Source organism: Streptomyces cirratus (genome assembly GCF_014650775.1).
Taxonomy (GTDB): Bacteria; Actinomycetota; Actinomycetes; order Streptomycetales; family Streptomycetaceae; genus Streptomyces; species Streptomyces cirratus.
In genome coordinates this window covers 539,861-559,233 of the sequence record NZ_BMVP01000004.1, presented here as the reverse complement: position 1 = coordinate 559,233, position 19,373 = coordinate 539,861, and the positions used below count along the sequence as shown (strand labels likewise).

Annotated in this window: 20 protein-coding genes; 14 read left to right on the top strand and 6 right to left on the bottom strand. The window is 73.1% G+C overall.

The window, feature by feature from the left end:
* Positions 1-30 precede the first annotated feature (30 nt).
* Genes IE207_RS15100 through IE207_RS15090 form a run of 3 tightly spaced genes read left to right on the top strand, consistent with a single transcriptional unit; the run spans position 31 to position 2,647 of the window.
* Complete coding sequence (locus tag IE207_RS15100; protein WP_190184656.1) at positions 31-1,239, top strand: RNA ligase; 1,209 nt, start codon at positions 31-33, stop codon at positions 1,237-1,239.
* A 5-nt stretch (positions 1,240-1,244) separates the two neighbouring features.
* Complete coding sequence (locus tag IE207_RS15095; RefSeq protein ID WP_229873735.1) at positions 1,245-2,240, top strand: phosphatase domain-containing protein; 996 nt, start codon at positions 1,245-1,247, stop codon at positions 2,238-2,240.
* Between the two features lie 23 nt (positions 2,241-2,263).
* The gene (locus IE207_RS15090) at positions 2,264-2,647 is read left to right on the top strand and encodes a PIN domain-containing protein (RefSeq protein ID WP_190184655.1); all 384 of its coding nucleotides are present in this window, start codon (positions 2,264-2,266) and stop codon (positions 2,645-2,647) included.
* 77 nt (positions 2,648-2,724) lie between these two features.
* Here the strand turns inward: IE207_RS15090 and IE207_RS15085 are convergent, their stop codons facing one another.
* Complete coding sequence (locus IE207_RS15085; RefSeq protein WP_190184654.1) at positions 2,725-3,345, bottom strand: hypothetical protein; 621 nt, start codon at positions 3,343-3,345, stop codon at positions 2,725-2,727.
* A gap of 326 nt (positions 3,346-3,671) precedes the next feature.
* On the opposite strand from IE207_RS15085, the gene IE207_RS15080 reads away from it, so the two are divergent.
* Together IE207_RS15080 and IE207_RS15075 are read left to right on the top strand one after the other, a co-directional pair.
* A complete protein-coding gene (locus tag IE207_RS15080) occupies positions 3,672-3,905 on the top strand; it encodes a DUF397 domain-containing protein (protein ID WP_190184653.1) in 234 nt (77 codons plus the stop codon).
* Positions 3,906-3,995: 90 nt separating this feature from the next.
* On the top strand, positions 3,996-4,928 hold the full coding sequence (locus IE207_RS15075; RefSeq protein ID WP_190184652.1) for a helix-turn-helix domain-containing protein: 933 nt from the start codon (positions 3,996-3,998) through the stop codon (positions 4,926-4,928).
* A gap of 11 nt (positions 4,929-4,939) precedes the next feature.
* On the opposite strand, the gene IE207_RS15070 is transcribed toward IE207_RS15075, so the two are convergent.
* Positions 4,940-5,821 carry an NmrA family NAD(P)-binding protein gene (locus IE207_RS15070; protein ID WP_190184651.1) on the bottom strand — a complete coding sequence of 294 codons (882 nt, stop codon included), beginning with the start codon at positions 5,819-5,821 and terminating at the stop codon, positions 4,940-4,942.
* Between the two features lie 36 nt (positions 5,822-5,857).
* Positions 5,858-6,685, bottom strand: a complete 828-nt coding sequence (locus IE207_RS15065; RefSeq protein WP_190184650.1) for an SAM-dependent methyltransferase — start codon at positions 6,683-6,685, stop codon at positions 5,858-5,860.
* 154 nt (positions 6,686-6,839) lie between these two features.
* On the opposite strand from IE207_RS15065, the gene IE207_RS15060 reads away from it, so the two are divergent.
* The 3 genes from IE207_RS15060 to IE207_RS15050 all read left to right on the top strand — a co-directional run bounded on the left by IE207_RS15060 (position 6,840) and on the right by IE207_RS15050 (position 11,598).
* Positions 6,840-7,214, top strand: coding sequence for a YbjQ family protein (locus IE207_RS15060; RefSeq protein WP_190184649.1), 375 nt, complete (start codon positions 6,840-6,842; stop codon positions 7,212-7,214).
* A gap of 267 nt (positions 7,215-7,481) precedes the next feature.
* Positions 7,482-10,937 (top strand): endo-alpha-N-acetylgalactosaminidase family protein, encoded by a 3,456-nt coding sequence (locus IE207_RS15055; protein ID WP_190184648.1) that lies wholly within the window; start codon positions 7,482-7,484, stop codon positions 10,935-10,937.
* Between the two features lie 25 nt (positions 10,938-10,962).
* Positions 10,963-11,598, top strand: a complete 636-nt coding sequence (locus IE207_RS15050) for a class I SAM-dependent methyltransferase (RefSeq protein WP_190184647.1) — start codon at positions 10,963-10,965, stop codon at positions 11,596-11,598.
* Positions 11,599-11,624: 26 nt separating this feature from the next.
* Here the strand turns inward: IE207_RS15050 and IE207_RS15045 are convergent, their stop codons facing one another.
* Both IE207_RS15045 and IE207_RS15040 read right to left on the bottom strand, forming a co-directional pair.
* Positions 11,625-12,446 carry a helix-turn-helix domain-containing protein gene (locus tag IE207_RS15045; protein WP_190184751.1) on the bottom strand — a complete coding sequence of 274 codons (822 nt, stop codon included), beginning with the start codon at positions 12,444-12,446 and terminating at the stop codon, positions 11,625-11,627.
* A gap of 137 nt (positions 12,447-12,583) precedes the next feature.
* The gene (locus IE207_RS15040; protein ID WP_190184646.1) at positions 12,584-13,552 is read right to left on the bottom strand and encodes a DMT family transporter; all 969 of its coding nucleotides are present in this window, start codon (positions 13,550-13,552) and stop codon (positions 12,584-12,586) included.
* 28 nt (positions 13,553-13,580) lie between these two features.
* Between IE207_RS15040 and pdxR the strand changes: the two genes are divergently transcribed.
* The 5 genes from pdxR to IE207_RS15015 all read left to right on the top strand — a co-directional run bounded on the left by pdxR (position 13,581) and on the right by IE207_RS15015 (position 17,475).
* Positions 13,581-15,062 (top strand): MocR-like pyridoxine biosynthesis transcription factor PdxR, encoded by a 1,482-nt coding sequence (gene pdxR, locus IE207_RS15035; RefSeq protein WP_190184645.1) that lies wholly within the window; start codon positions 13,581-13,583, stop codon positions 15,060-15,062.
* 61 nt (positions 15,063-15,123) lie between these two features.
* Entirely contained in the window at positions 15,124-15,741 is a 618-nt protein-coding gene (locus IE207_RS15030; RefSeq protein WP_190184644.1) for a glycosyltransferase family 2 protein, read from the top strand.
* 110 nt (positions 15,742-15,851) lie between these two features.
* Positions 15,852-16,319 carry an LAETG motif-containing sortase-dependent surface protein gene (locus IE207_RS15025; protein WP_190184643.1) on the top strand — a complete coding sequence of 156 codons (468 nt, stop codon included), beginning with the start codon at positions 15,852-15,854 and terminating at the stop codon, positions 16,317-16,319.
* Positions 16,320-16,348: 29 nt separating this feature from the next.
* Positions 16,349-16,972, top strand: a complete 624-nt coding sequence (locus IE207_RS15020; protein ID WP_190184750.1) for an RNA polymerase sigma factor — start codon at positions 16,349-16,351, stop codon at positions 16,970-16,972.
* On the top strand, positions 16,969-17,475 hold the full coding sequence (locus tag IE207_RS15015) for a chromosomal replication initiator protein DnaA (RefSeq protein ID WP_190184642.1): 507 nt from the start codon (positions 16,969-16,971) through the stop codon (positions 17,473-17,475). The genes IE207_RS15020 and IE207_RS15015 overlap by 4 nt, the downstream gene beginning before the upstream one ends.
* Positions 17,476-17,484: 9 nt before the next feature.
* Here IE207_RS15015 and IE207_RS15010 read toward each other — a convergent pair whose 3' ends face one another.
* On the bottom strand, positions 17,485-17,949 hold the full coding sequence (locus IE207_RS15010) for a MarR family winged helix-turn-helix transcriptional regulator (protein WP_190184641.1): 465 nt from the start codon (positions 17,947-17,949) through the stop codon (positions 17,485-17,487).
* Positions 17,950-18,142: 193 nt separating this feature from the next.
* On the opposite strand from IE207_RS15010, the gene IE207_RS15005 reads away from it, so the two are divergent.
* Positions 18,143-19,360, top strand: a complete 1,218-nt coding sequence (locus tag IE207_RS15005) for an MFS transporter (protein ID WP_190184640.1) — start codon at positions 18,143-18,145, stop codon at positions 19,358-19,360.
* Positions 19,361-19,373 lie beyond the last annotated feature (13 nt).

The following is a 19,373-nucleotide window of genomic DNA, read 5'->3' as shown; positions in this document are numbered from 1 at the left end:
GAATGAGCCATCTCAAACCGGGAGGACCCCATGGGCCAGGCGTTCCTGACTCTGCATGACCTGCTGCCCGCCCAGGAACTGAAGGCGGCGATCGACGCCGGCCACGTGACCCGCAAGGCGCACCCCGAGCTGCCGCTGTCGATCTACACCTACACCCGCACCGCCCAGTACGAGCGGGTCTGGAACCAGGTCACCACGCGCTGCCGGGGCCTCGTCGCCGACGACGCCACCGGCCGGATCGTGGCCCTGCCGTTGCCGAAGTTCTTCAACGTGGGCGAGCACGAGTCGGGTCAGCCGTACGCGCCCTCCCTGCCCGACGAACCCTTCGAGGTGTACGACAAGGTCGACGGCAGCCTCGCGGTCGTCTTCCACTACGCGGGAACGTGGCGGGCCGCATCCAAGGGCTCCTTCATCAGCGAGCAGGCGACCTGGGCGCAGCGCCGTCTCGACGGCCGCGACACCGCGCACCTCGTCCCCGGGGTCACCTACCTCGCGGAGGTCCTCTACCCGCAGAACCGGATCGTCGTGGACTACGGGGACCGCCGCGACCTGGTCCTCCTCGCCGCCTTCGGCCAGGACGGCGGCGAGGTGCCGATCGCCGAAGCCGCCGGGCACTGGCGGGAGATCGGCTCGGTCGTCACCGTATGGCCGGCGATGCCGCTCACGGAACTCCTCGCGCTCACCGAGTCCAGCACCCTGCCCGGCGGCGCCCCGGCCACCGGCACCGACGCCGAGGGCTTCGTACTGCGCTTCGCCTCGGGCGTCCGCGCCAAGGCCAAGATCGCCGAGTACGTACGCCTGCACAAGGTGCTCACCGGCGTCACCGAGCGCGACATCTGGCGCGGCCACGGCATCCAGCGCTTCGCCGGCCTGCCCGCCAAGCAGCTCGCGCAGGGACTGAACTGCACCGTCGCGGACATCGAGGCGTCGGGTGGCAAGCCGCTCGACGCGCTGCTGCAGCAGGTGCCCGACGAGTTCGACGCGTGGGTGCGGGAGGTCATCGCCCGCCTGGAGGAGGCCGCGGCGCGGCGCGAACGCGCCATCGACGAAGCCTTCCGGGCGCTGGCCCACCTGGCCGCCGACCGGGGCGCCTTCGCCCGGGCCGTGCAGGCGCTGCCCGACAGCCGGATCCGTTCCGCGCTGTTCCTGCGTCTGGACGACAAGCAGACCGAGCTCGTCACCTGGCGTGCCGTACGGCCGGAATCGGCCGACCCCTTCACCACCGATGAGGAGAACTGAGCCCCGTGTCCGCAGAACCGGCGGCCCCCGCCACCCCGGCGGCCCACGACACCGCCCCGGCCCCGGAGGCCCCCGCACCGCCCGCCCGCCCCGTCGTGCACGTCATGACGGGCCTGCCCGCCTCCGGCAAGACCACGGCCGCCCGGGCGCTCCAGGCGGAGTCCGGCGGCCGGATGCGCCGGGTGAACCTGGACGACCTGCGGGTCATGCTGGACGGCGCCGACCACGGACGCGGCCTTTCGTACGCGCACGAACAGACCGCGCTCGACGTCCAGGACGCGGCGCTGCGGGCCGCCGTCGCGGGCGGGTTCGACGTGGTCGTGGACAACACCCACCTCACCCCGCACATCCCCAAGCGCCTCAAGGCCGCCGTCGCCGGCCTCGCCACGTTCGTCGTCCACGACTTCACGGACGTGCCCGTCGAGGAGTGCGTGCGCCGCGACGCCGCCCGCGAGCGGCCGGTGGGCGAGGAGATCATTCGGATCCTGGCCGACAAGCACGCGAAGTCACGCAAGGGGGGCTGGAAGCTGACCGCGCAGTGGCTGAACGACGAGCCGCCGGTCGCGCCCTACGTCGCCGACCCCGCGCTGCCCGCCGCGGTGATGTGCGACATCGACGGGACCCTGGCGCTGACCGGCGACCGCGGCCCGTACGACTTCACGCGCTGCGGGCTGGACCTCCTCAACGAGCCCGTGCGGCACGCCCTGGACGCCTTCCGGCGCGCCGACGGGGACACCATCGTCCTGCTGTCGGGGCGCAGCGAGGAACACCGCCCGCAGACCGAGGCCTGGCTGGAGCGGCACCGGGTCCCGTACGACGAGCTGTGGATGCGGGCGGCCGGAGACCAGCGCCGCGACGACGTGGTGAAGGCGGAACTCTTCGACGCACACGTGCGCCACCGCTACGCGGTCCGCGTCTCGCTGGACGACCGGGACAGGGTCGTGGCCGTCTGGCGCCGGATGGGCCTGCCGACCTGGCAGGTCAACTACGGCGACTTCTGAGAAGGTCTGGGACAGTCGTACCCGTGGAAGTACCTGCGGAAGCACCTGTGGAAGTACTGATCGTGGACGCCGCGAACGTCGTCGGATCCGTCCCCGACGGCTGGTGGCGGGACCGGCGCGGCGCGGCCGAACGGCTGCGTGACCGGCTCGCCCGGCGCGAGGCGGGTGAGGAGATCGTCCTCGTGGTCGAAGGCGCCGCCCGGGGCGTCGAATCCGTGCCCGGCGTACGGGTGGACGCGGCGCCCGGGAGCGGCGACGACCGGATCGTGGAGCTGGTGGCGGCGTACGCGGAGCGCGGTGACGGCGCCGGACTGGTCGTGGTCACGGCGGACCGGGAGCTGCGCACGCGGGTGCGGGCGTACGGGGCCCGGTGCGCGGGGCCGCGTACCGTCCACCCGGCCGGATGACCACGGCCGGGAGGCCGGCTCCCCGATGAGGAGCCGGCCTCCCGGCGGACGGTCCGATCAGCGGCCCGGCGCGCCGGTCAGCGGCACCACGGCACCGTGTCCAGGTTCTTGACGTAGCGGGCGGCTACCCAGCCGGAGTCCTCGTCCTTCTTCGAGACCTTCTTCGCCGTCTTCTTCACGGACTTGCCCTCGTCGAGGCCGTCGTTGCGGCCGTCGGTCCGGCCGTCACCCTGGCCGTCGGTCTGGCCGTCGTTGCGGCCGTCGTTGCGGCCGTCGTTGCGGCCGTCGTTCCAGTCACCGTCCATGCCGGCATTTCCGTCACCGAGGTCGTCGCCCCACGGACCCTTGCCGTTGTTGTTCCCGCCGTTCCCTTCCTCCCGGTCCTTGCGGTTGTCCAGCAGGTACCACAGGTCGTTCCCGCCGACCCTCTCCCCGCGCTGCTTGCATTCGAGCGCGATCCTCTGGCCCGACTCGACCTTCCCCAGGGAGTACGAGCGGGTGCTCGGCTTGCTTCGGATCGTCAGCCGGCCGGACGAGACGACCTTGCCCCAGATCTGACTCTTGACGGCGGCGTGCTCCTGGTGTGCCGGGATCTCGGCCATCGGGTCCTCGTCGGCGATGGCGGCGCCCGCGCTGACGAGGCCGAGCACCAGGCTTCCGGCGGTAAGTGCGAGGACGGTCCTGGTGGGCTTCAGCATGAGCCGACTCCTCTACGAAGACAATCGCCCGACCGCGCCACGCGGCTCGGGCCGGCAACCAGGCGGTTGCCAGGCACGACTATGGCGAGGAGGCGACGGGACACCCCGGCGGCGCACCGCCGTTTAGCCCGATTTGCCCAATCTGAGTGCTTTGCTATGAATTGAACCGCCGTGGGGTGATCGTCGGGGGAGTGCCGTCGACGAGACACCCTTTCGGGGGACTACCGCGACCGCCAGTGCTGGCTAGCATTCTCACAACTGCTTGTCGTGCAATCCCATATGCGATTGCGCGATCATGTGCGTCGGTACGAGGAAGAGGTCTCATCATGCAGTTACGCAATGGTGTCGCGGCGAGTGAGATTCCCGGTGCGGTGTGGGTGAAGAGCAGTGCCAGCGTCGGCAACGGCAACTGCGTGGAGGTCGCGGCACTGGCCGACGGCACCGTGGCCATGCGCAATTCGCGGTTCCCCGACGGACCGGCCCTGATCTTCACGGCCGGGGAGATCGAGGCGTTCGTCGACGGTGCCAAGCGTGCCGAATTCGATCAACTGACCGGATGAAGTCGAAGGCTTAGGCCAAAGCTTGGACGGGCGGGCGAACACGCCCCATTCTGACGATTGCGATCCGCCCCGGTCACATTGGAGTTCCGCATGCCCGCGCTGCCCGAACCCCTGCCCGAGTCCCTCCCCGATCCACTCGCACAGGTACTCCCGCTCGGCAGTGAGCAAGGACGGGCGGCCGCCGCGCGGGTGCTGGGGCAGGAACTCAGAGGGTGGCGCGAGGCCCGCGGCCTCACCCTGCGCGACGTGGCACCCGTCATCCGCGGATCGGTCTCGAAGATCAGCAGGCTGGAGCGGGGCGAGAGCCCGCCGAAGGCCCGCGACGTCCTCGACCTGGCCCGTCACTACGGGCTGGACGAGGAGGAGATGCGGACCGTCGAGCGGCTACTGGAGCACGCGCAGGACTGCGAGTGGTACGAGCAGTACAGCGATGTCACCCCCACCTTCCTCAAGCGCCTCATCCAACTGGAAGGCGAAGCGCAGGAGATCTGCGTCTACGAGAACCTCGTCGTACCCGGAATCCTCCAGACCCCGGCCTACGCCCGGCACATGGTCAGAGCCGTGATGCCCAGCGCCTCCGAGGGCGAGATGGAGCGCGTCGTGCAGCTGCGCACCCAGCGCCAACTACGGCTGATGGACGGCGAGGTGCCCCGCCTGACGGTCCTGCTCGACCAGGGGGTCCTGCAACGCCGCTGCGGCAACGCCGAGGTGATGCGCGAACAACTGGGGCACCTGCTCCACGCCGGGACCGTCGCCAAGGTCAACATCCGCATCCTGGAGATGTCCTGGGGGTACTCCGCGGCCCCTCCCTACCCCATCACCCACCTCAAGTTCGCCGACGGGGGACCGGGCGAGCTGGCGTACGTCGAGCACATCAACGGCGCCAACTACGTGACGCGCCCCCGCGCCCTGGACGACTACCGCAACGCCCTCAGCAACCTCCGCAAGGCCGCCGCCTCCCGCGACCGCAGCCGCGAACTCATCGAAGAGGCCCTGCTGCAGTACACGGCGGACACGCCCTAGGCGACACCCGGTCAGGGTCGTGCCTCCAGCAGCGGACGCAGCTCGGCACGGGCCCACTCGCCGAGCCGGGTGGGCGTGGTGGTCAGCAGGTCACGGGGCTGCTCCGGCACCAGGTCGCGCGATCCGGCGCTCATCCCGACGATGCCCTCGACCGCCGCCGCGGACAGCCCGGCCGCCCGCAGCGAGTCCCGCAGAGCGTCCTCGCCGACCGGTTCGAGCCGGACCGTGCGCCCGAGCGCCTCGGTGAGGATCAGCGCGACCTGGTTGAAGGTGAGGTCCTGCGGCCCGTGCACGGCCTGTACCACCCGCCCCCGCCAGGTGTCGTTCAGCAGCCGGACCGCGACCACGTCCGCGACGTCGCGCGGATCGACCCACGGCATCGGCCGGTCGGGACCGAACGCCGTGGTCAGGACGCCTCGGGAGAGTCCCTCGAGGTCGAGCAGCAGGTTGGTGAAGAAGTATGCGCACCGCAGGTGCAGCACGTCCGTTCCGGTGGCATCGAGTGCCGTCTCGATCCCGGCCAGGGCGTCGATGTGTCCGACGCCGTGCCGTTTCTCCGCCCCGATGCTGCTGAGCAGCGCCACCCGCTCCACGTCACCGGCCCGGGCGGCCTCCACCAGCGGCGACGCGGTCTCCAGCGAGGTTCCGACCGGGTCCCGCGCCGTGTGGGGCGTGGGATCCACCCAGAAGACGGTCCGCGCCCCGGCCACCGCGTCGCGGACGAAGGCGGCGTCCGTCAGGTCGCCGCGGCGTACGTCGGCCCTCGCGCGGGTTCCCTCGTCCAGGCGGCCCGGGTCGCGGACCAGGACGCGCGGGCGGACGCCGGCCTGGAGCAGCAGCCGTACCACGCGCGATCCCACGTGCCCGGTCGGGGTGGTGACCACGATCGTCATCGAGCCGTTCCCTCCCGCAGTGTCACCTCGGGGACTTCACCGCACGAGGCGGCCCACGCCGCCCCACTCCACCCAGTCCGTCGGCCGGAGGTCCGGGGGCGGCGGGGAAACCTCGGGGCGCCAGTCGACCACGTCGACGAGGTCCGGTTCGAGGATGTCCAGCCCGTCGAAGTACCGCCGCACCTCGTGGGGTTCGCGCACGCGCCCCCAGTTCCCGTGGGTCGTGACGTCCATCATCCGGGTCACGTCGTCCCGCACCACCGGGTCCTCGCTGACCAGTTGGCAGATCACCATGAAGCTGCCCGGCGGCAGCAGGGCCGCCGTCTTGCGCACGACGGCGGACGGCGAGCGGTCGTCGTCCGAGTCCGGGATGCAGTGCAGGACGGAGACGAACAGGGCCGCGATGGGCCGGTTCCAGTCGAGGAACTCCCGGGTGGCTGAGTGGATGCGCTCGGTGTCGCGCATGTCCATCGGCAGCACCAGGGTGCCGGAGTTGTCGTGCAGCGTGGTCTGGGCGTGCGCGAGGACCATCGGGTCGTTGTCGATGTAGGCGACCTTGCAGTCCTTGTCGATGCGCTGGGCCACCTCGTGCACGTTGTCCTGCGTGGGAAGACCCGAACCGTGGTCGAGGAACTGCCGGATGCCGTAGTCCTCGACGAGGATCCGTACGACGCGGCTGAGGAAGGCCCGGTTGTTGCGGGCCAGGAGTTGGGTACTGGGTGCGATCTCCAGCAGCCGGGCGCATGCCTCGCGGTCGCTGGCGTAGTTCTCCACCCCGCCCAGGAGCCAGTCGTACATCCGGGCGACGCTCGGGGTGTGCATGTCGATGAACGGCGGCTGGGACGGGTTCGGCCCTAACTCCATGTGCCCTCCTTGATGGCCCCTCCGGGGCCCGCGGCGTCGGGGTCGGCCCATCGTAGAGAGTCCCGGGGGGCGCACGCCAGGCGTTCTCGCAGGCTCCCCTCGGTGGCGCCGGCTCGGGATGCGGACGCGGGCGCCCGGCGCCACAGTGGGTGCCATGGGCATAGACGACTACGGCGGAGGCCCCGGGGCCGAGCAGACCGGGGTCATGGTGGTGACGACCAACGACGCTCCCGGCTACCGGGTCGAGCGGGTCGTCGGGGAGGTCTTCGGCCTCACCGTGCGCTCGCGCCACCTGGGCAGCCAGATCGGCGCCGGCCTGAAATCCATGATCGGCGGGGAGCTCCGGGGCCTGACGAAGACCCTCGTGCAGACCCGTAACCAGGCCATGGAGCGGCTCATCGAGCAAGCCAAGGCGCGCGGCGCCAACGCGGTCCTGGCCATGCGCTTCGATGTCACCGAGGCCGCCGACATCGGCACGGAGGTGTGCGCGTACGGCACGGCCGTGGTGCTGGCGCCCCAGACGAGCTGAACCGCGCGCTCCACCGCCGGCGCCCGGGTTCTACGCCCGGCCCGAGCCAAGCGTCTGCGTGAGCCGACCGTCTCCGTGAGCCGACCGTCTCCGTGAACCAACGGTCGCCGTCACGCCCACCGTCCCCGTAAGTCCATGACTGCGCTCCGCTTTGTCCATGGGCCCGGCCCGCACCCGGTCCGCAAGCTGTCAGGTCAGTGAGCGGACCGCAGGGCTCCGGAGCCGTGCGGTCCTCCGTACGAGGAAGCGCCGACTCCCGGAGGCCCGATGCGCACCCCCCTCTGGCCGGCCGCAGCCGCGGTCGCCGGTCTCATCGCCACCCTCACCGTGTCCGTACCCGCCCCCGCCCCGGTGTCGGCGGCCGCTGCCGTGACGGCCGGACCCCTGACCATCACCTCGCCCGAGCTCTCCGTCAGCGTCGACGGCGCCTTCCCCCGCGTCATCGGCTACACCCGTCGCGCCACCGGCGACGTACTGAACGGCAACGAGGACCCCCTCACCGAGATCGTCGTCAACGGCACCGGCTACACACCCGCCGTGACCGCGACGGCCTCCGCCTCCGCCGTCGACTACGCGCTCAGCTTCTCCGGGGTGACCATCAGATCCCGTCTGTCGGTGACCGGTTCGGTGGTCGAGTTCAAGGTCACCGCGATCGAGGACACCGCCGCCCTGCGCGTGCACAGCCTCGCCGTCCCCGACCACGGCCTCGTCAGCGTCCGCAGCGACCAGCCCGGCGCCGCGCTCTCCACCGCCCGTATGTTCACCGCCACCACCGGCACCGGGGACGCCTTCACCCCCGTCACCGCCGCCACGCCCGTGGACGCCACCGCGACCACGGTCATGTACGGGCTGGTCAACACGGGCAGGCTGGCCGCCGCCATCGACTCCAACTCCCTCTACGACCAGCCCTCGGGCGCCACCGCCCGCGACAACGGCCGCATCGTGAAGCAGGTCACCGACAAGGGTTCCTACCGGCGGGCCGCCCTGTGGAGCGGCGACTGGCTGTACCGGCCCGCGGGCGCGGCCGACACCGACACCGAACCCCTTCCGTACGCCCGGATCGCGATCACCGCCGACCGCAACGCCGACTCCGTCGTGGACTGGCAGGACGCGGCGGTCGCCTACCGGGACATCTGGACCCCGCCCACCGGCTGGCAGGACACCGCGAACCGGGTCGTCCAGCGCATCCCCTTCAACTTCGCCTCCCAGGCCACCCACCCCTTCGCGCAGACCCTGGACGAGACCAAACGCGTCAGCCTCGCGACGGACGGGCTCGGCCAGTTCGTCCTGCTCAAGGGCTACGCCTCCGAGGGCCACGACTCCGCGCACATGGACTACAGGAACATCGGCGGCAAGCTCGGCGGCGCGGTCGACCTGAACACCCTCACCACCGCCGGGCACGCCTACAACGCAGACTTCGGCGTGCACATCAACGCGACCGAGGAGTACCCCGTCTCGGCCACCTTCGACCCGGCCCACCAGAGCGGAGGGCCCGGCTGGGACTGGCTCGACCAGTCGTACTACGTCGACACCCGCAAGGACGGGCAGTCCGGGCAGCGGCTCAAGCGCCTCCAGGACCTCAAGGCCGCCGCCCCCGGCCTCGACTTCCTCTACGTGGACGTCTGGTACGGCGACGGATACGTCTCCCGCAAGCTCCAGCGCGAGATCGGCGGCCTCGGTCTCCAGCTCGCCACCGAATTCCCCAACACCCTCACCGAACAGTCGCTGTGGCACCACTGGGCCGCCGACGTCGACTACGGCGGCAGCGACCTCAAGGGCATCAACTCCACCATCGTCCGGTTCATCGCCAACCACACCAAGGACGACTGGATCGCCCGCGACCCGCTGCTCGGCGGCGCGGAGGTCGCCGCGTACGAGGGATGGCAGGGCAAGAAGGACTACCCCGCCTTCCTGAACACCACCTTCGCCGTCAACCTGCCGACGAAGTTCCTCCAGGAGTCCCCGATCGTGAAGTGGACCGCCGACACGGTCACCCTCGCCGGCGGCACCACCGTCAGCACCGCCGGCGGCACCCGCACGATCACCACCGCGGGCCGCACCGTCCTGCGCGGCGGCGCCTACCTCCTGCCGCGCGACGGCAAGCTCTACCACTGGAACGACACGGGCGGCTCCACCACCTGGACCCTGCCGGCGGGCTGGAGCGCACCCAAGCTCTACCGGCTGACCGACACGGGACGCCAACTCGTCGGCGACCTGACCGTCACCCACGGCCAGGTCACCCTCAACGCGACGGCGAAGACCGCCTATCTCGTCACCAACGGCGCCGCGCCCGCGCAAGCGGACCCCAAGTGGGGCGAGGGCACCCCCGTCAAGGACCCCTCCTTCTACTCCGGCAACCTGAACGCCTGGACGGTCACCGGCGCCGGCGCCGCCGTCACCCGCAACGCACAGGGCCAGAACGAGCTGACCATGGCCCCCGGAACCGCCCCGGCCGTGGCACAGCAGCTCACCGGCCTGACCCCCGGCACCTACGCCGCCTCCGTCTGGGTCGCCACCCCCACCGGCCGGGCCGCCACCCTCACCGTCACCCCGGCCGCGGGCGCCGCCGCGTCGGTGTACGCCGACTCATCGCCGCTGGCCAACGACCTCGGCGGGAGCGAGAAGAACGGCACCGACGAGCAGCGCATGAAGGTGCTCTTCGACGTCCCGGCCGGCCAGTCCACCGCCACCCTCAGCCTGTCCGCCGCCGCCGGACCGGGCACCGTTTCCCTCGATGACGTCCGCGTCGTCCGCTCGGCCCGGACACCTCTCGGCGCCCACTACTTCGTCGAGGACTTCGAACACGTCGACGCGGGCTGGGGCCCGTTCGCCTTCGGCGGCGCCGGCGGCTCCGCCACCGACCCGCGCACCCACATCGCCCAACGGCACGCCCCGTACACCCAAGCCGGGTGGAACGGGAAGCTGGTGGACGACGTGATCAGCGGAGGCAACTCCCTCAAGTCGCACGAGGAGCGCCAGGGCCTCGTCTACCGCACCCTGCCGCAGACGCTGCGCCTGACGGAGGGGCACACGTACAAGGTGTCCTTCGCCTACGAGAACGGCTTCGCCGCCGACTACCGGTTCGTCACCGGCGCAGGCGCGAAGGAAACGGCCACGGCCCTCGGCCAGGCCCGCACCGCCACCACCTTCACCAAGACGTTCACCGCCGGGGCGGACGCCTGGATCGGCGTGCGCAAGGTCACGGGCGAGGACTCCCACAACGAGGCGGACCTCGTACTCGACGACCTCACCGTGGACGACCTCGGCACGGGCGGCGGCGGTGAACTCCTGGTGCCGCAGGGCCGGATGGGCGTCAAGGCCGTAGACAGCCAGGAGACGGCGGGCGAGAACGGCAGCGCCGCCAACGTCCTGGACGGCGACGGCGCGACCATCTGGCACACCCAGTGGTACGCGGCGACCGCGCCGATGCCGCACGAGATCACCCTGGACCTCGGAGCCTCGTACAACGTCTCGGCCCTGCACTGCCTGCCCCGGCAGACGCAGAGCAACGGGCGCATCGCGGACTACCAGGTGTTCACCTCCACCGACGGGGTGACCTGGGGCCCGGCCGCGGCCTCAGGAAGGTTCACGGACGGCGCCGCGCAACAAGACGCCACCTTCTCGCCCCGGGCGGCCCGGTACGTCAGACTCAAGGCCCTGAGCGAGGTGAACGGCAACCCCTGGACCTCGATGGCCGAGCTCAACGTCGGCTACCTGCCGTAGACACGAGAGGGAACGAGGCATCGCGATGAGTGGACAGGAGTCGGCGGCCGAGGTGTTCGACGCGCTCGCGCAGCGCTACGAGGACGCGTTCGGCCGGATCCCCGCACAGCTGGAGGCCCTCGACTGGCTCACCGGCCGGCTGCCCGCGGGGGCGCGGGTCCTCGACGTGGGCAGCGGCACGGGCCGGCCCACCGCCGAGCGGCTGGCCGCGGCGGGTTGTGCGGTGACCGGCATCGACGTCTCGGCCGAGATGGTCGCCCTCGCGCGCGAGCGCGTCCCGCGGGCCCGTTTCGAGCAGGCGGACGTACGCACGTACGCGCCCGGGGAGGGCGGCTTCGACGCGGTGTGCGCCTTCTTCCCGCTGCTGATCATGGAGCAGCGGGAGGTGGCGGCCTCCCTGGAACGGATGGCCTCCTGGGTGGCGCCGGGCGGGTACCTCGTCCTCGCCACGGTGCCCGGCGACATCAGCGGTCTCGCCATGGAATGGATGGGCCACCAGGTCACCGTCAGCAGCTTGTCCGCGCAGGAGTACGCGACCCGGATCGAGACGGCCGGCCTGGAGCTGCTGCACCACCGCACGAGCCTCTTCCACCCCGAGGCCGGCCTCGCCGACCCGGAGGAGCACCTCTTCTGCTACGCCCGCCGCCCGGACGGTGCCTAGTGCTGTGAACCTTTCCGGTCACAGCACTAGCCTGGCCTCGCCGCGTCGTGGAAGGACTGCTGGGCGCGGAAGCGTCCCGGGGCCATGCCGACGCGGCGGCTGAACAGCCGGCTGAAGTACCCGGGGTCTTCGTACCCGACCCGCCGGGCCACCCCGGCGACCGGCAGGTCGGTCCGGGCCAGCAGCTCCTTGGCCCGGCTCAGTCGGATGCCGAGGAGGTATTCCTTGACGCCCTCGCCGGTGCTGCGCCGCACCGCCCCGCGCAGCTCCGGCAGCGGTATCCCGAGCCGCGCCGCGTGCTCGGCGACGGAGATCGGCAGCAGTGCGTCCCGTGCCAGGGCGTCCATGACGGCGTCGCCGTGCCGGGACACCTCGGCGCGGGCGTAGCGCAGGGCCACCAGCAGCGCGTGTACGGCCGCGGCCGCCTCCACCTCCAGCAGCGGGCCGCCGGTTCGGGCCGCACGGACGATGCCGTCCACCACGTGCCGCACCCCGGCCGTCGCGCTCAACGGGACGAGCGGCCGGTCGGGGGTGACGTAGCCGAGATCGGTGTAGGCCTCCACGCTGTGGCCCGCGAAGTCCACGAAGCACTCCTGCCAGCCGGTCCGCGGATCCGGTCCGTAGTGGTGTTCGACGCCGGGCACCAGCCACAGCAGCGCGGGCGCCGTCACGGGCTGCGGCGGGCGCCCGCCGTGGCTGAACCAGCCCCGCCCCCGGGTGACCACCACCGCCACGTGGTGGTCGAGCGCCCGCGGGCCCACCACCGGCAAGGGCCCCTCCTGCACCCCCACCCCCAGGCACACCAGTCCGAGCCGCCGGTGGTTGGCGGTGGGGGAGAAGTACTGCATCCAACTGCTGTACGGCGCCGGGCGGTACGGGCCGGGTCCGCACGGCTCGGTGCCGCACGGCCCGATGCTGTACGGCTCGGTGCTGTGCGGCGGGGGCGTCGGCATCTGCGGATTGTGATCCACGGCGCCGGTCCCCCTCAAGGGGACACGGGCAACCGCTCGACGGCTGTCGGCTCCGGTTCCGGCAGCGGCGCACCGCCCGGCCGCACCCCGAGCGCCAGCCCGGCGACCACCACGGCGAGCCCCAGCCACACCGCCGGCCCCGGAACCCCGCCGCCCGACGCCGCACCCGCCCCGGCCGCGGCGAGCGGGGCCAGCCCGGCGAGCAGCCCGGCCCGGCCGGCGCCCACGGCGGCCACCGTCCGGTACCAGAGCAGGAACGCCACCGCCGTCACCATGACGGCCAGGTACCCGACCGCCGCCCACTGTCCCGGCCCGAGCGCCGTGAGGCTGTCGGGCCGCTCCACGAGCACCGTGAGTCCCGTCAGCATCACCGCCCCCAACCACACCGCGTGCACGGACACCCCCCACGCGCCGTGGCGGCCCAGCACCGGCACCGCGAGCAACGTGAACCCGGCCTCGCAGACCAACGCGAGCGCCGCCCAGCCCACCCCGGTCGCGTCGGTGCGCCCGGTCCCCTCCACGAGGACGGCCCCGGCCACGACGACGGGTGCGGCCAGCAGCACCCGTCGGCTGGGCCGCTGCCGCTCCAGCAGCGGGCCGACGAGGGCGAGCAGGACCGGGACGGAGGCCACCGCGACGGCGATGACGGCCGGTTCGGCGTGCGCGACGCCCCGCACCACGGCCACGTTGAACAGCACCAGCCCGCTCCCCGCGATCCCGGCCAGCCACAGCCACTCACGGCCCCGGGGACGCAGCAACGGCACCCGGGCGGCGCGCGCGAGGACGAAGAGGATCACGGCGGCGGCCGCGTAACGAACGGCCTGGGGGGCGAAGAGAGGGGCGCCGGAGAGGGAACGGGAGACGGTGACACTGCTGCCGACCAGCACCATGCCGATGACGCCCGGAAGCAGCTCACGGAAGGCGGAGGCCGAGGCGGGCGCGGAAGCGGGCGCGGCTACGGGATCGGACGCGGAGGGTTTCATGCGCCCAGCCTCTGCCAGTATTGGACCCATGAGCAGTGCCGAAGAGGGCCAGTCCAAGGGGTCCAAAACCGCCGGGTCGGATTTCCTGCTGCTCGACATCGGCCAGGCACCGCCCCGCGGCCGGACCGAGTGGCTGACCTCGCGCATCCGCTCCGCGATCGCGGACGGCGTCCTCCCCGTCGGCAGCCGCCTCCCGGCGGGCCGCGTCCTCGCCGCCGAACTGCGGGTCTCGCGGGGCCTGGTCACCGAGGTCTACCAGCGCCTGGCGGACGCCGGCCAGGTGACGGGCCGCGGTCGCGCGGGGACGGTCGTCGTCGCCGCCCCGGCACCCGCCCCGGCGCCGTCCCACCCGTCCGCCGAATGCCCCGCCGACCCCTTCGTCCCCCGGCCCGGCGCCGCCCTGGTCGACGCGCTGCGCTCGGTGCCCTGCCGCATCGACCTCTCGCCGGGGGTACCGGACCTGGCCGCGTTCCCCCGTTCGGCCTGGCTCCAGGCCGAACGCCGGGTGCTCGCCGGGCTCACCCCGGCCGACTTCGGCTACGGCGATCCCCGGGGGACGTCCGCGCTGCGGGAGGCGGTCGTCGGCTGGCTGGCCCGCAACCGAGGGATCCGCGCCGACCCGGGCGAGGTGGTCGTCGTGTCCGGCGTCGCCCAGGCCCTCGCCCTGCTGGCGCCCGTTCTGCGCGGGAGCGGCGTACGGCGGGTGGCGGTGGAGGACCCCGGCTCCCTCGGGGCCAGGGGACAACTGGAGTACGGGCGGCTGGAGACCGTCCCGGTACGGGTGGACGCGGCCGGCATCGACGTCGCCGCCCTCGCCGGCAGCGGGGCGGGCGCGGCCCTGCTCACCCCGGCCCACCAGTTCCCGACCGGGGTGGTGCTCGACGGCGAACGCCGCCGGGAGCTGCTGGCCTGGGCCGCCGGCGGGGGAGTGGTCATCGAGGACGACTACGACGCCGAGCACCGCTACGACCGTGCCCCCGTACCCGCCCTGCGGGCGCTGCTGCCGGAGGCGGTCTGTTACGCCGGGAGCGTCTCCAAGCTGCTGGCCCCCGCCCTGCGGCTGGGCTGGCTGCTGGTCCCGCCGCGGCTGCTGGACGCCGTGGTGGCCGAGAAGCGCTACGCCGACCTCGGGAGCCCGGTCCTGGCGCAACTCGTACTGGCCCGGCTGATGGAGTCCGGCGAGCTCGAACGCCACCTGCGCTTCGTCCGGCGCCGCCACCGGCGCAGCCGGGACGCCATGCTGCGGGCCATCGGGGCGGCGCTGCCCGGCGCCCGGGTGCACGGCGCGGCGGCCGGACTGCACCTGATGGTCACCTTCGACGGCGCCGGCTTCGAGGACACCGCGCTCGCCTCGGCCGCGCTCGCCCTCGGTGTCAAGGCGCACCCGCTGTCCTGGCACCGCGTCGCGCCGGGCCCGCCGGGCATGGTCCTCGGATACGCGGCCGGCCCGGTGGGCGACGTCGAGGAGGGCATCGCGCTGCTCGGGAGGGCATTGCGGCAGGTCACGTGAGCCGTGCCACCCGGCAGGACCTCGGCACGGGGCCCTCGCGGGCGAACCCTATGCTCATCGCATGCACCGCTCGTCCGGCCCCGGCACATCCGTGATCATCGCCGTCTGCACCGCGAGGCCCCACCTCGGCGAACGCCTCGAATCGATCGTGGGGCAGACCTCGGGCGCGGAGCGGATGGAAGTCATCTGGAAGTCATCGCGGCCGACGACGGCTCGACGGACGGCAGCTGCGCCGAGCTCGACCGCTACGCCGCCCGGCACCCCCGGGATCCGGGTGCCGCACCGGGCGAACCCCGGCGCCGGCGGGCCGCGCAACCGGGCCCTCGACCTGGCGCGGGGCCGCTACGTGTTCTTCGCGGACGCCGAGGACCACCTCGGACCCGAGGCCCTGGAGCGGCTGCCGGCCACGGCCGGCACCCACGACAGCGACCTCGTCCTCACGAAGGCCACGTCGGCCGCAGGCGCCCCGATCGCGCCCAGTACGGGACTGCTTCCCGCACGCGCGCCCGTCCGGCCCGGCCGCCGGCGCGCCCCGGAACCGGACCGGACGGCGCGCCGCCCCCGGTCCTCGCCACCGACCCGGGCGGCGCCACCAAGCTCGCGGCATCACCCTTGTCCACCGGCTACGGCGACCTCGGCCTCGAAGCGGTCCTCCGAATCCCCCCGCCGGGCCGCGTGAAACTTTTTCCGGAACACCGGCAACCTCGCGGACACTCGCGCGTCGTGCGGGGTGTAGGGCGTAGTTCCGCGCCCTCGTCCCGACCGCACGACCGTGGGAGAACCACCGTGATGAACCTCAAGCGCGCCACCTCGTCCGCCGGCCGGGCAGCGCTCGTCACCGCTGCCGCAGCCGGGGTGGCCGTCGCACTCGGCGGCCCGGCCCTCGCCGCAGCGGGAACGCCCTCCGCCGCACCGACGCGCGCCGCCGTCACCAGCGCCGCGCCGGCACCCGCGCCCAGCCTCCCGCCGATGGGCTCCGCCACCCCCAGCGCGGCCCCGAGCGCGTCCCCCACCGTGCCGGGCGGCAACGGCAAGCCCACCGCGGCCCCTTCCGGCGCCGCCACCCCGACGGCCGCGCCGGGCAGCGGCACCCCGAGCGCCGCGCCGTCGGCCCGGCCCTCCGAAGCGCCGGCCGGCTCCGAGCTCGCGCACACCGGCTCCTCCTCGACCACCATGGCCCTGGGAGCCGGGGCCGCCGGGCTCATAGCCGTCGGGGCCGGAGCCCTGTACACGGTGCGGCGCCGCGCCGGCAACTGAGGACCCCCGTGCTGCCACTCGCCCCGGCGATGAGCCCTTTCGCGCCCGGCTTCGGCCGGGCGCGGCGGGGCTTGTGGTCGTTCCTGCTGCGCCGCGACGTCCCCGCGCCGGCCGCTCCCGCGCACGCGTTCACGTACGAGCTCCCGGGGGCCGCGGGCACGCCCGCGCCGCCCACCATCACCGACCTCTACCACGCGCACCGGCTGGGCATGGTCCGCCTGGCGGTGCTGCTCGTGGACGACCTGGCCACGGCCGAGGACGTGGTCCAGGACGCCTTCACCGCCCTCTACCGACGGCACGGCGAGCAGATCAAGGGCGTGGACAACGCGCTGGGCTACCTGCGTACCGCGGTGGTCAACACCTCCCGCTCGGTCCTGCGCCGCAGGCGGACGGCCCGTGCCTGGATCCCGCCCGTCACGGCCGACGTACCCTCCGCCGAGGCGTCCGTCGTACTGGACGAGGCGCACCGGGAGGTACTGGCGGCCCTGGGCCGGCTGACGCCGCGCCGCCGCCAGGTGCTGGTGCTGCGGTACTGGGCGGAGCTCAGCGAGGCGGAGATAGCCGACACCCTCGGGATCAGCCGGGGCGCGGTGAAGTCGAACGCGAGCCGCGCCCTGGACGCGCTGGAACGGATTCTGGAGGGACGGGTATGACGCACGACGGCGAACGCCCGGTCGAACACCGGCTGCGCGAGGCCCTGGGCGCGCGGGCGGACACGGTCACCGTCCGGGACCTGCGGCCCGCCGATCCGCCGGGGTCGTCCACGCGCCGGCCGGTGGCCGCGGTATGGCTGCGGCGTCTGACCTGGTCGGCCGCCGGGTTGGCCGGCGCCGCGGCCGCGGTGACCGGGTACCTGGTGCTGGGGCCCGAGCAGGGGCAGGTCAGGCCGGTGCCGCCGGCGGCGCCCGCCGAGATCCCTTCGCCGACGCCGAGCCCGCAGGCACCCGCACCCAGTCACAGTGCGGAGCCCTCGCCCATACCCAGTCCGCCCGCGACCAGGCTGCCGTCCCCGCGCACGACACCGACCGCACCCGGCACGTACCCACCCTCCGCGTCGCCGTCGCGGCCCGGGCCGCCGTCCACCGCCCCGGCGTCGGCCTCGCCGACCCCCATGGGCTCCGGCCACCCCTCGCAGGGCGGCAGCGGTAAGCCGTAGCCCCGGGGCTCAGCCGTCGGCGGCCGTGCGGGTGTTCTCCACGGCCGCCACCAGGGGGGCGAGCTCGGGAACCCCCGCCGCCGCGTCCAGCGCCTCGCGCAGGGCGGCGTCGTTCGTCGGCCGCGCCTCGGCGAGCAGGGCCAGTCCCGCCCCGCTGACGTCGGTGTAGATGCCCCGCCGGTCGGTGTCGCAGATGTAGCGGTTCAGCAGCCCGCGCTCCTCCAGCCTGCTGACCAGCCGGGTCGTGGCGCTCTGGCTGAGCACCACCGAGTCGGCGACCTGGTGCATCCGCAGGTGGCCACCGGGTCCGTCGTGCTGGCGGCTGAGCACGTCCAGCAGCGAGTACTCGCGCACGCTCAGCCCGTGGGCCGCCTGGAGCGCCCGCTCGATGTGGGTCTCGATGCGGCCGTGCAGGAGGGAGAGGGCGCACCAGCCCTGGGAAAGGGCGGTCAGTGCGCTGTCGGTGGCCGTCATGGGCCTCTCCTTGGGTGCGTTCCGCTGGGTACCCCACCAGGATAGGCGACGCGCGCAATAGCCCGCGTTTGTAATTAACCCGCGCATGCAATTAATGTGGACGCACGTAAGCGGCGTCGGCAATCGCATGCGCCTCCCCAGCGGCCCGGCGCCGCCACCGCACCACCCCTCCCCGGAAGGGCAGCACCCCCTCATGCCTCTCGCACTCCTCGCCCTGGCCATCGGAGCCTTCGGGATCGGCACCACCGAATTCGTGATCATGGGCCTCCTCCCCGAGGTCGCCGCCGACTACGGCGTCACCATCCCGACCGCCGGCTTCCTCGTCACCGGCTACGCCCTCGGTGTCGTGCTCGGCGCCCCCCTCATGACCGTCCTCGGCACCCGGGTCCCCCGCAAGCGGATGCTGATGCTGCTCATGGGCCTCTTCGTCGCGGGCAACGTCCTCTCGGCGCTCGCCCCCGCCTTCGGCGTCATGCTCGCCGGACGCGTCGTCGCCTCCCTCGCCCACGGCGCCTTCTTCGGCATCGGCTCGGTCGTCGCGGCCGGACTCGTCGCCCCCCAGAAGAAGGCCGGCGCGATCGCCATGATGTTCACCGGCCTGACCGTGGCCAACGTGGTCGGCGTCCCCCTCGGCACCCTCGTCGGCCAGACCCTCGGCTGGCGCGTCACCTTCATGATCGTGGCCGCGCTCGGCGTGCTCGGCCTGCTCGGCATCGCCAAGCTGGTCCCCGAACTGCCCCGGCCCGAGGGCGTCCGCATCCGCCACGAACTGGCCGCGTTCCGCAACGTCCAGGTCCTGCTCGCCATGGCGATGACCGTCCTCGGGTTCGGCGGGGTGTTCGCCGCCATCACCTACATCACCCCGATGATGACCAACGTCGCCGGCTTCGCCGACACCTCCGTCACCTGGCTGCTGGTCCTCTTCGGACTCGGCATGGTCGCCGGCAACCTCATCGGCGGCCGGTTCGCCGACCGCGCGCTGATGCCGATGCTGTACGTGTCGCTCGGAGCGCTGGCCGTCGTGCTCGCGGTCTTCACCCTCACCGCGCACGACAAGGCCGGCGCCGCCGTCACCGTCGTGCTGATCGGCGCCCTCGGCTTCGCGACCGTGCCGCCGCTCCAGAAGCGGGTCCTCGACCAGGCCGCGGGTGCCCCCACCCTCGCCTCCGCCGTCAACATCGGCGCCTTCAACCTCGGCAACGCGCTCGCCGCCTGGCTCGGCGGACTGGTCATCGCCGCCGGTCTCGGCTGGACCGCCCCGAACTGGGTCGGTGCCGCACTGGCCGCCTCCGCGCTGCTCCTCGCCCTGGTCTCGGGCGCCCTGGAACGGCGTACGGGCGCACGCGCCGCCGCGAGCCGCGTGGTGGCGGGCGGCGCCCCCGAAAGCGCCGCCGTTCCCGCTCACCACTGACCCGCCCCACCTC

Bases quoted from the DNA above. Each gene is read 5' to 3' on its own strand.
- IE207_RS15100 (WP_190184656.1), top strand. From the start codon at position 31: ATGGGCCAGGCGTTCCTGACTCTGCATGACCTGCTGCCCGCCCAGGAA.
- IE207_RS15085 (WP_190184654.1), bottom strand. From the start codon at position 3,345: ATGCTGAAGCCCACCAGGACCGTCCTCGCACTTACCGCCGGAAGCCTG.
- IE207_RS15080 (WP_190184653.1), top strand. From the start codon at position 3,672: ATGCAGTTACGCAATGGTGTCGCGGCGAGTGAGATTCCCGGTGCGGTG.
- IE207_RS15075 (WP_190184652.1), top strand. From the start codon at position 3,996: ATGCCCGCGCTGCCCGAACCCCTGCCCGAGTCCCTCCCCGATCCACTC.
- IE207_RS15070 (WP_190184651.1), bottom strand. From the start codon at position 5,821: ATGACGATCGTGGTCACCACCCCGACCGGGCACGTGGGATCGCGCGTG.
- IE207_RS15065 (WP_190184650.1), bottom strand. From the start codon at position 6,685: ATGGAGTTAGGGCCGAACCCGTCCCAGCCGCCGTTCATCGACATGCAC.
- IE207_RS15060 (WP_190184649.1), top strand. From the start codon at position 6,840: ATGGGCATAGACGACTACGGCGGAGGCCCCGGGGCCGAGCAGACCGGG.
- IE207_RS15055 (WP_190184648.1), top strand. From the start codon at position 7,482: ATGCGCACCCCCCTCTGGCCGGCCGCAGCCGCGGTCGCCGGTCTCATC.
- IE207_RS15050 (WP_190184647.1), top strand. From the start codon at position 10,963: ATGAGTGGACAGGAGTCGGCGGCCGAGGTGTTCGACGCGCTCGCGCAG.
- IE207_RS15045 (WP_190184751.1), bottom strand. From the start codon at position 12,446: ATGCAGTACTTCTCCCCCACCGCCAACCACCGGCGGCTCGGACTGGTG.
- IE207_RS15040 (WP_190184646.1), bottom strand. From the start codon at position 13,552: ATGAAACCCTCCGCGTCCGATCCCGTAGCCGCGCCCGCTTCCGCGCCC.
- pdxR (WP_190184645.1), top strand. From the start codon at position 13,581: ATGAGCAGTGCCGAAGAGGGCCAGTCCAAGGGGTCCAAAACCGCCGGG.
- IE207_RS15030 (WP_190184644.1), top strand. From the start codon at position 15,124: ATGCACCGCTCGTCCGGCCCCGGCACATCCGTGATCATCGCCGTCTGC.
- IE207_RS15025 (WP_190184643.1), top strand. From the start codon at position 15,852: ATGAACCTCAAGCGCGCCACCTCGTCCGCCGGCCGGGCAGCGCTCGTC.
- IE207_RS15020 (WP_190184750.1), top strand. From the start codon at position 16,349: ATGAGCCCTTTCGCGCCCGGCTTCGGCCGGGCGCGGCGGGGCTTGTGG.
- IE207_RS15015 (WP_190184642.1), top strand. From the start codon at position 16,969: ATGACGCACGACGGCGAACGCCCGGTCGAACACCGGCTGCGCGAGGCC.
- IE207_RS15010 (WP_190184641.1), bottom strand. From the start codon at position 17,949: ATGACGGCCACCGACAGCGCACTGACCGCCCTTTCCCAGGGCTGGTGC.
- IE207_RS15005 (WP_190184640.1), top strand. From the start codon at position 18,143: ATGCCTCTCGCACTCCTCGCCCTGGCCATCGGAGCCTTCGGGATCGGC.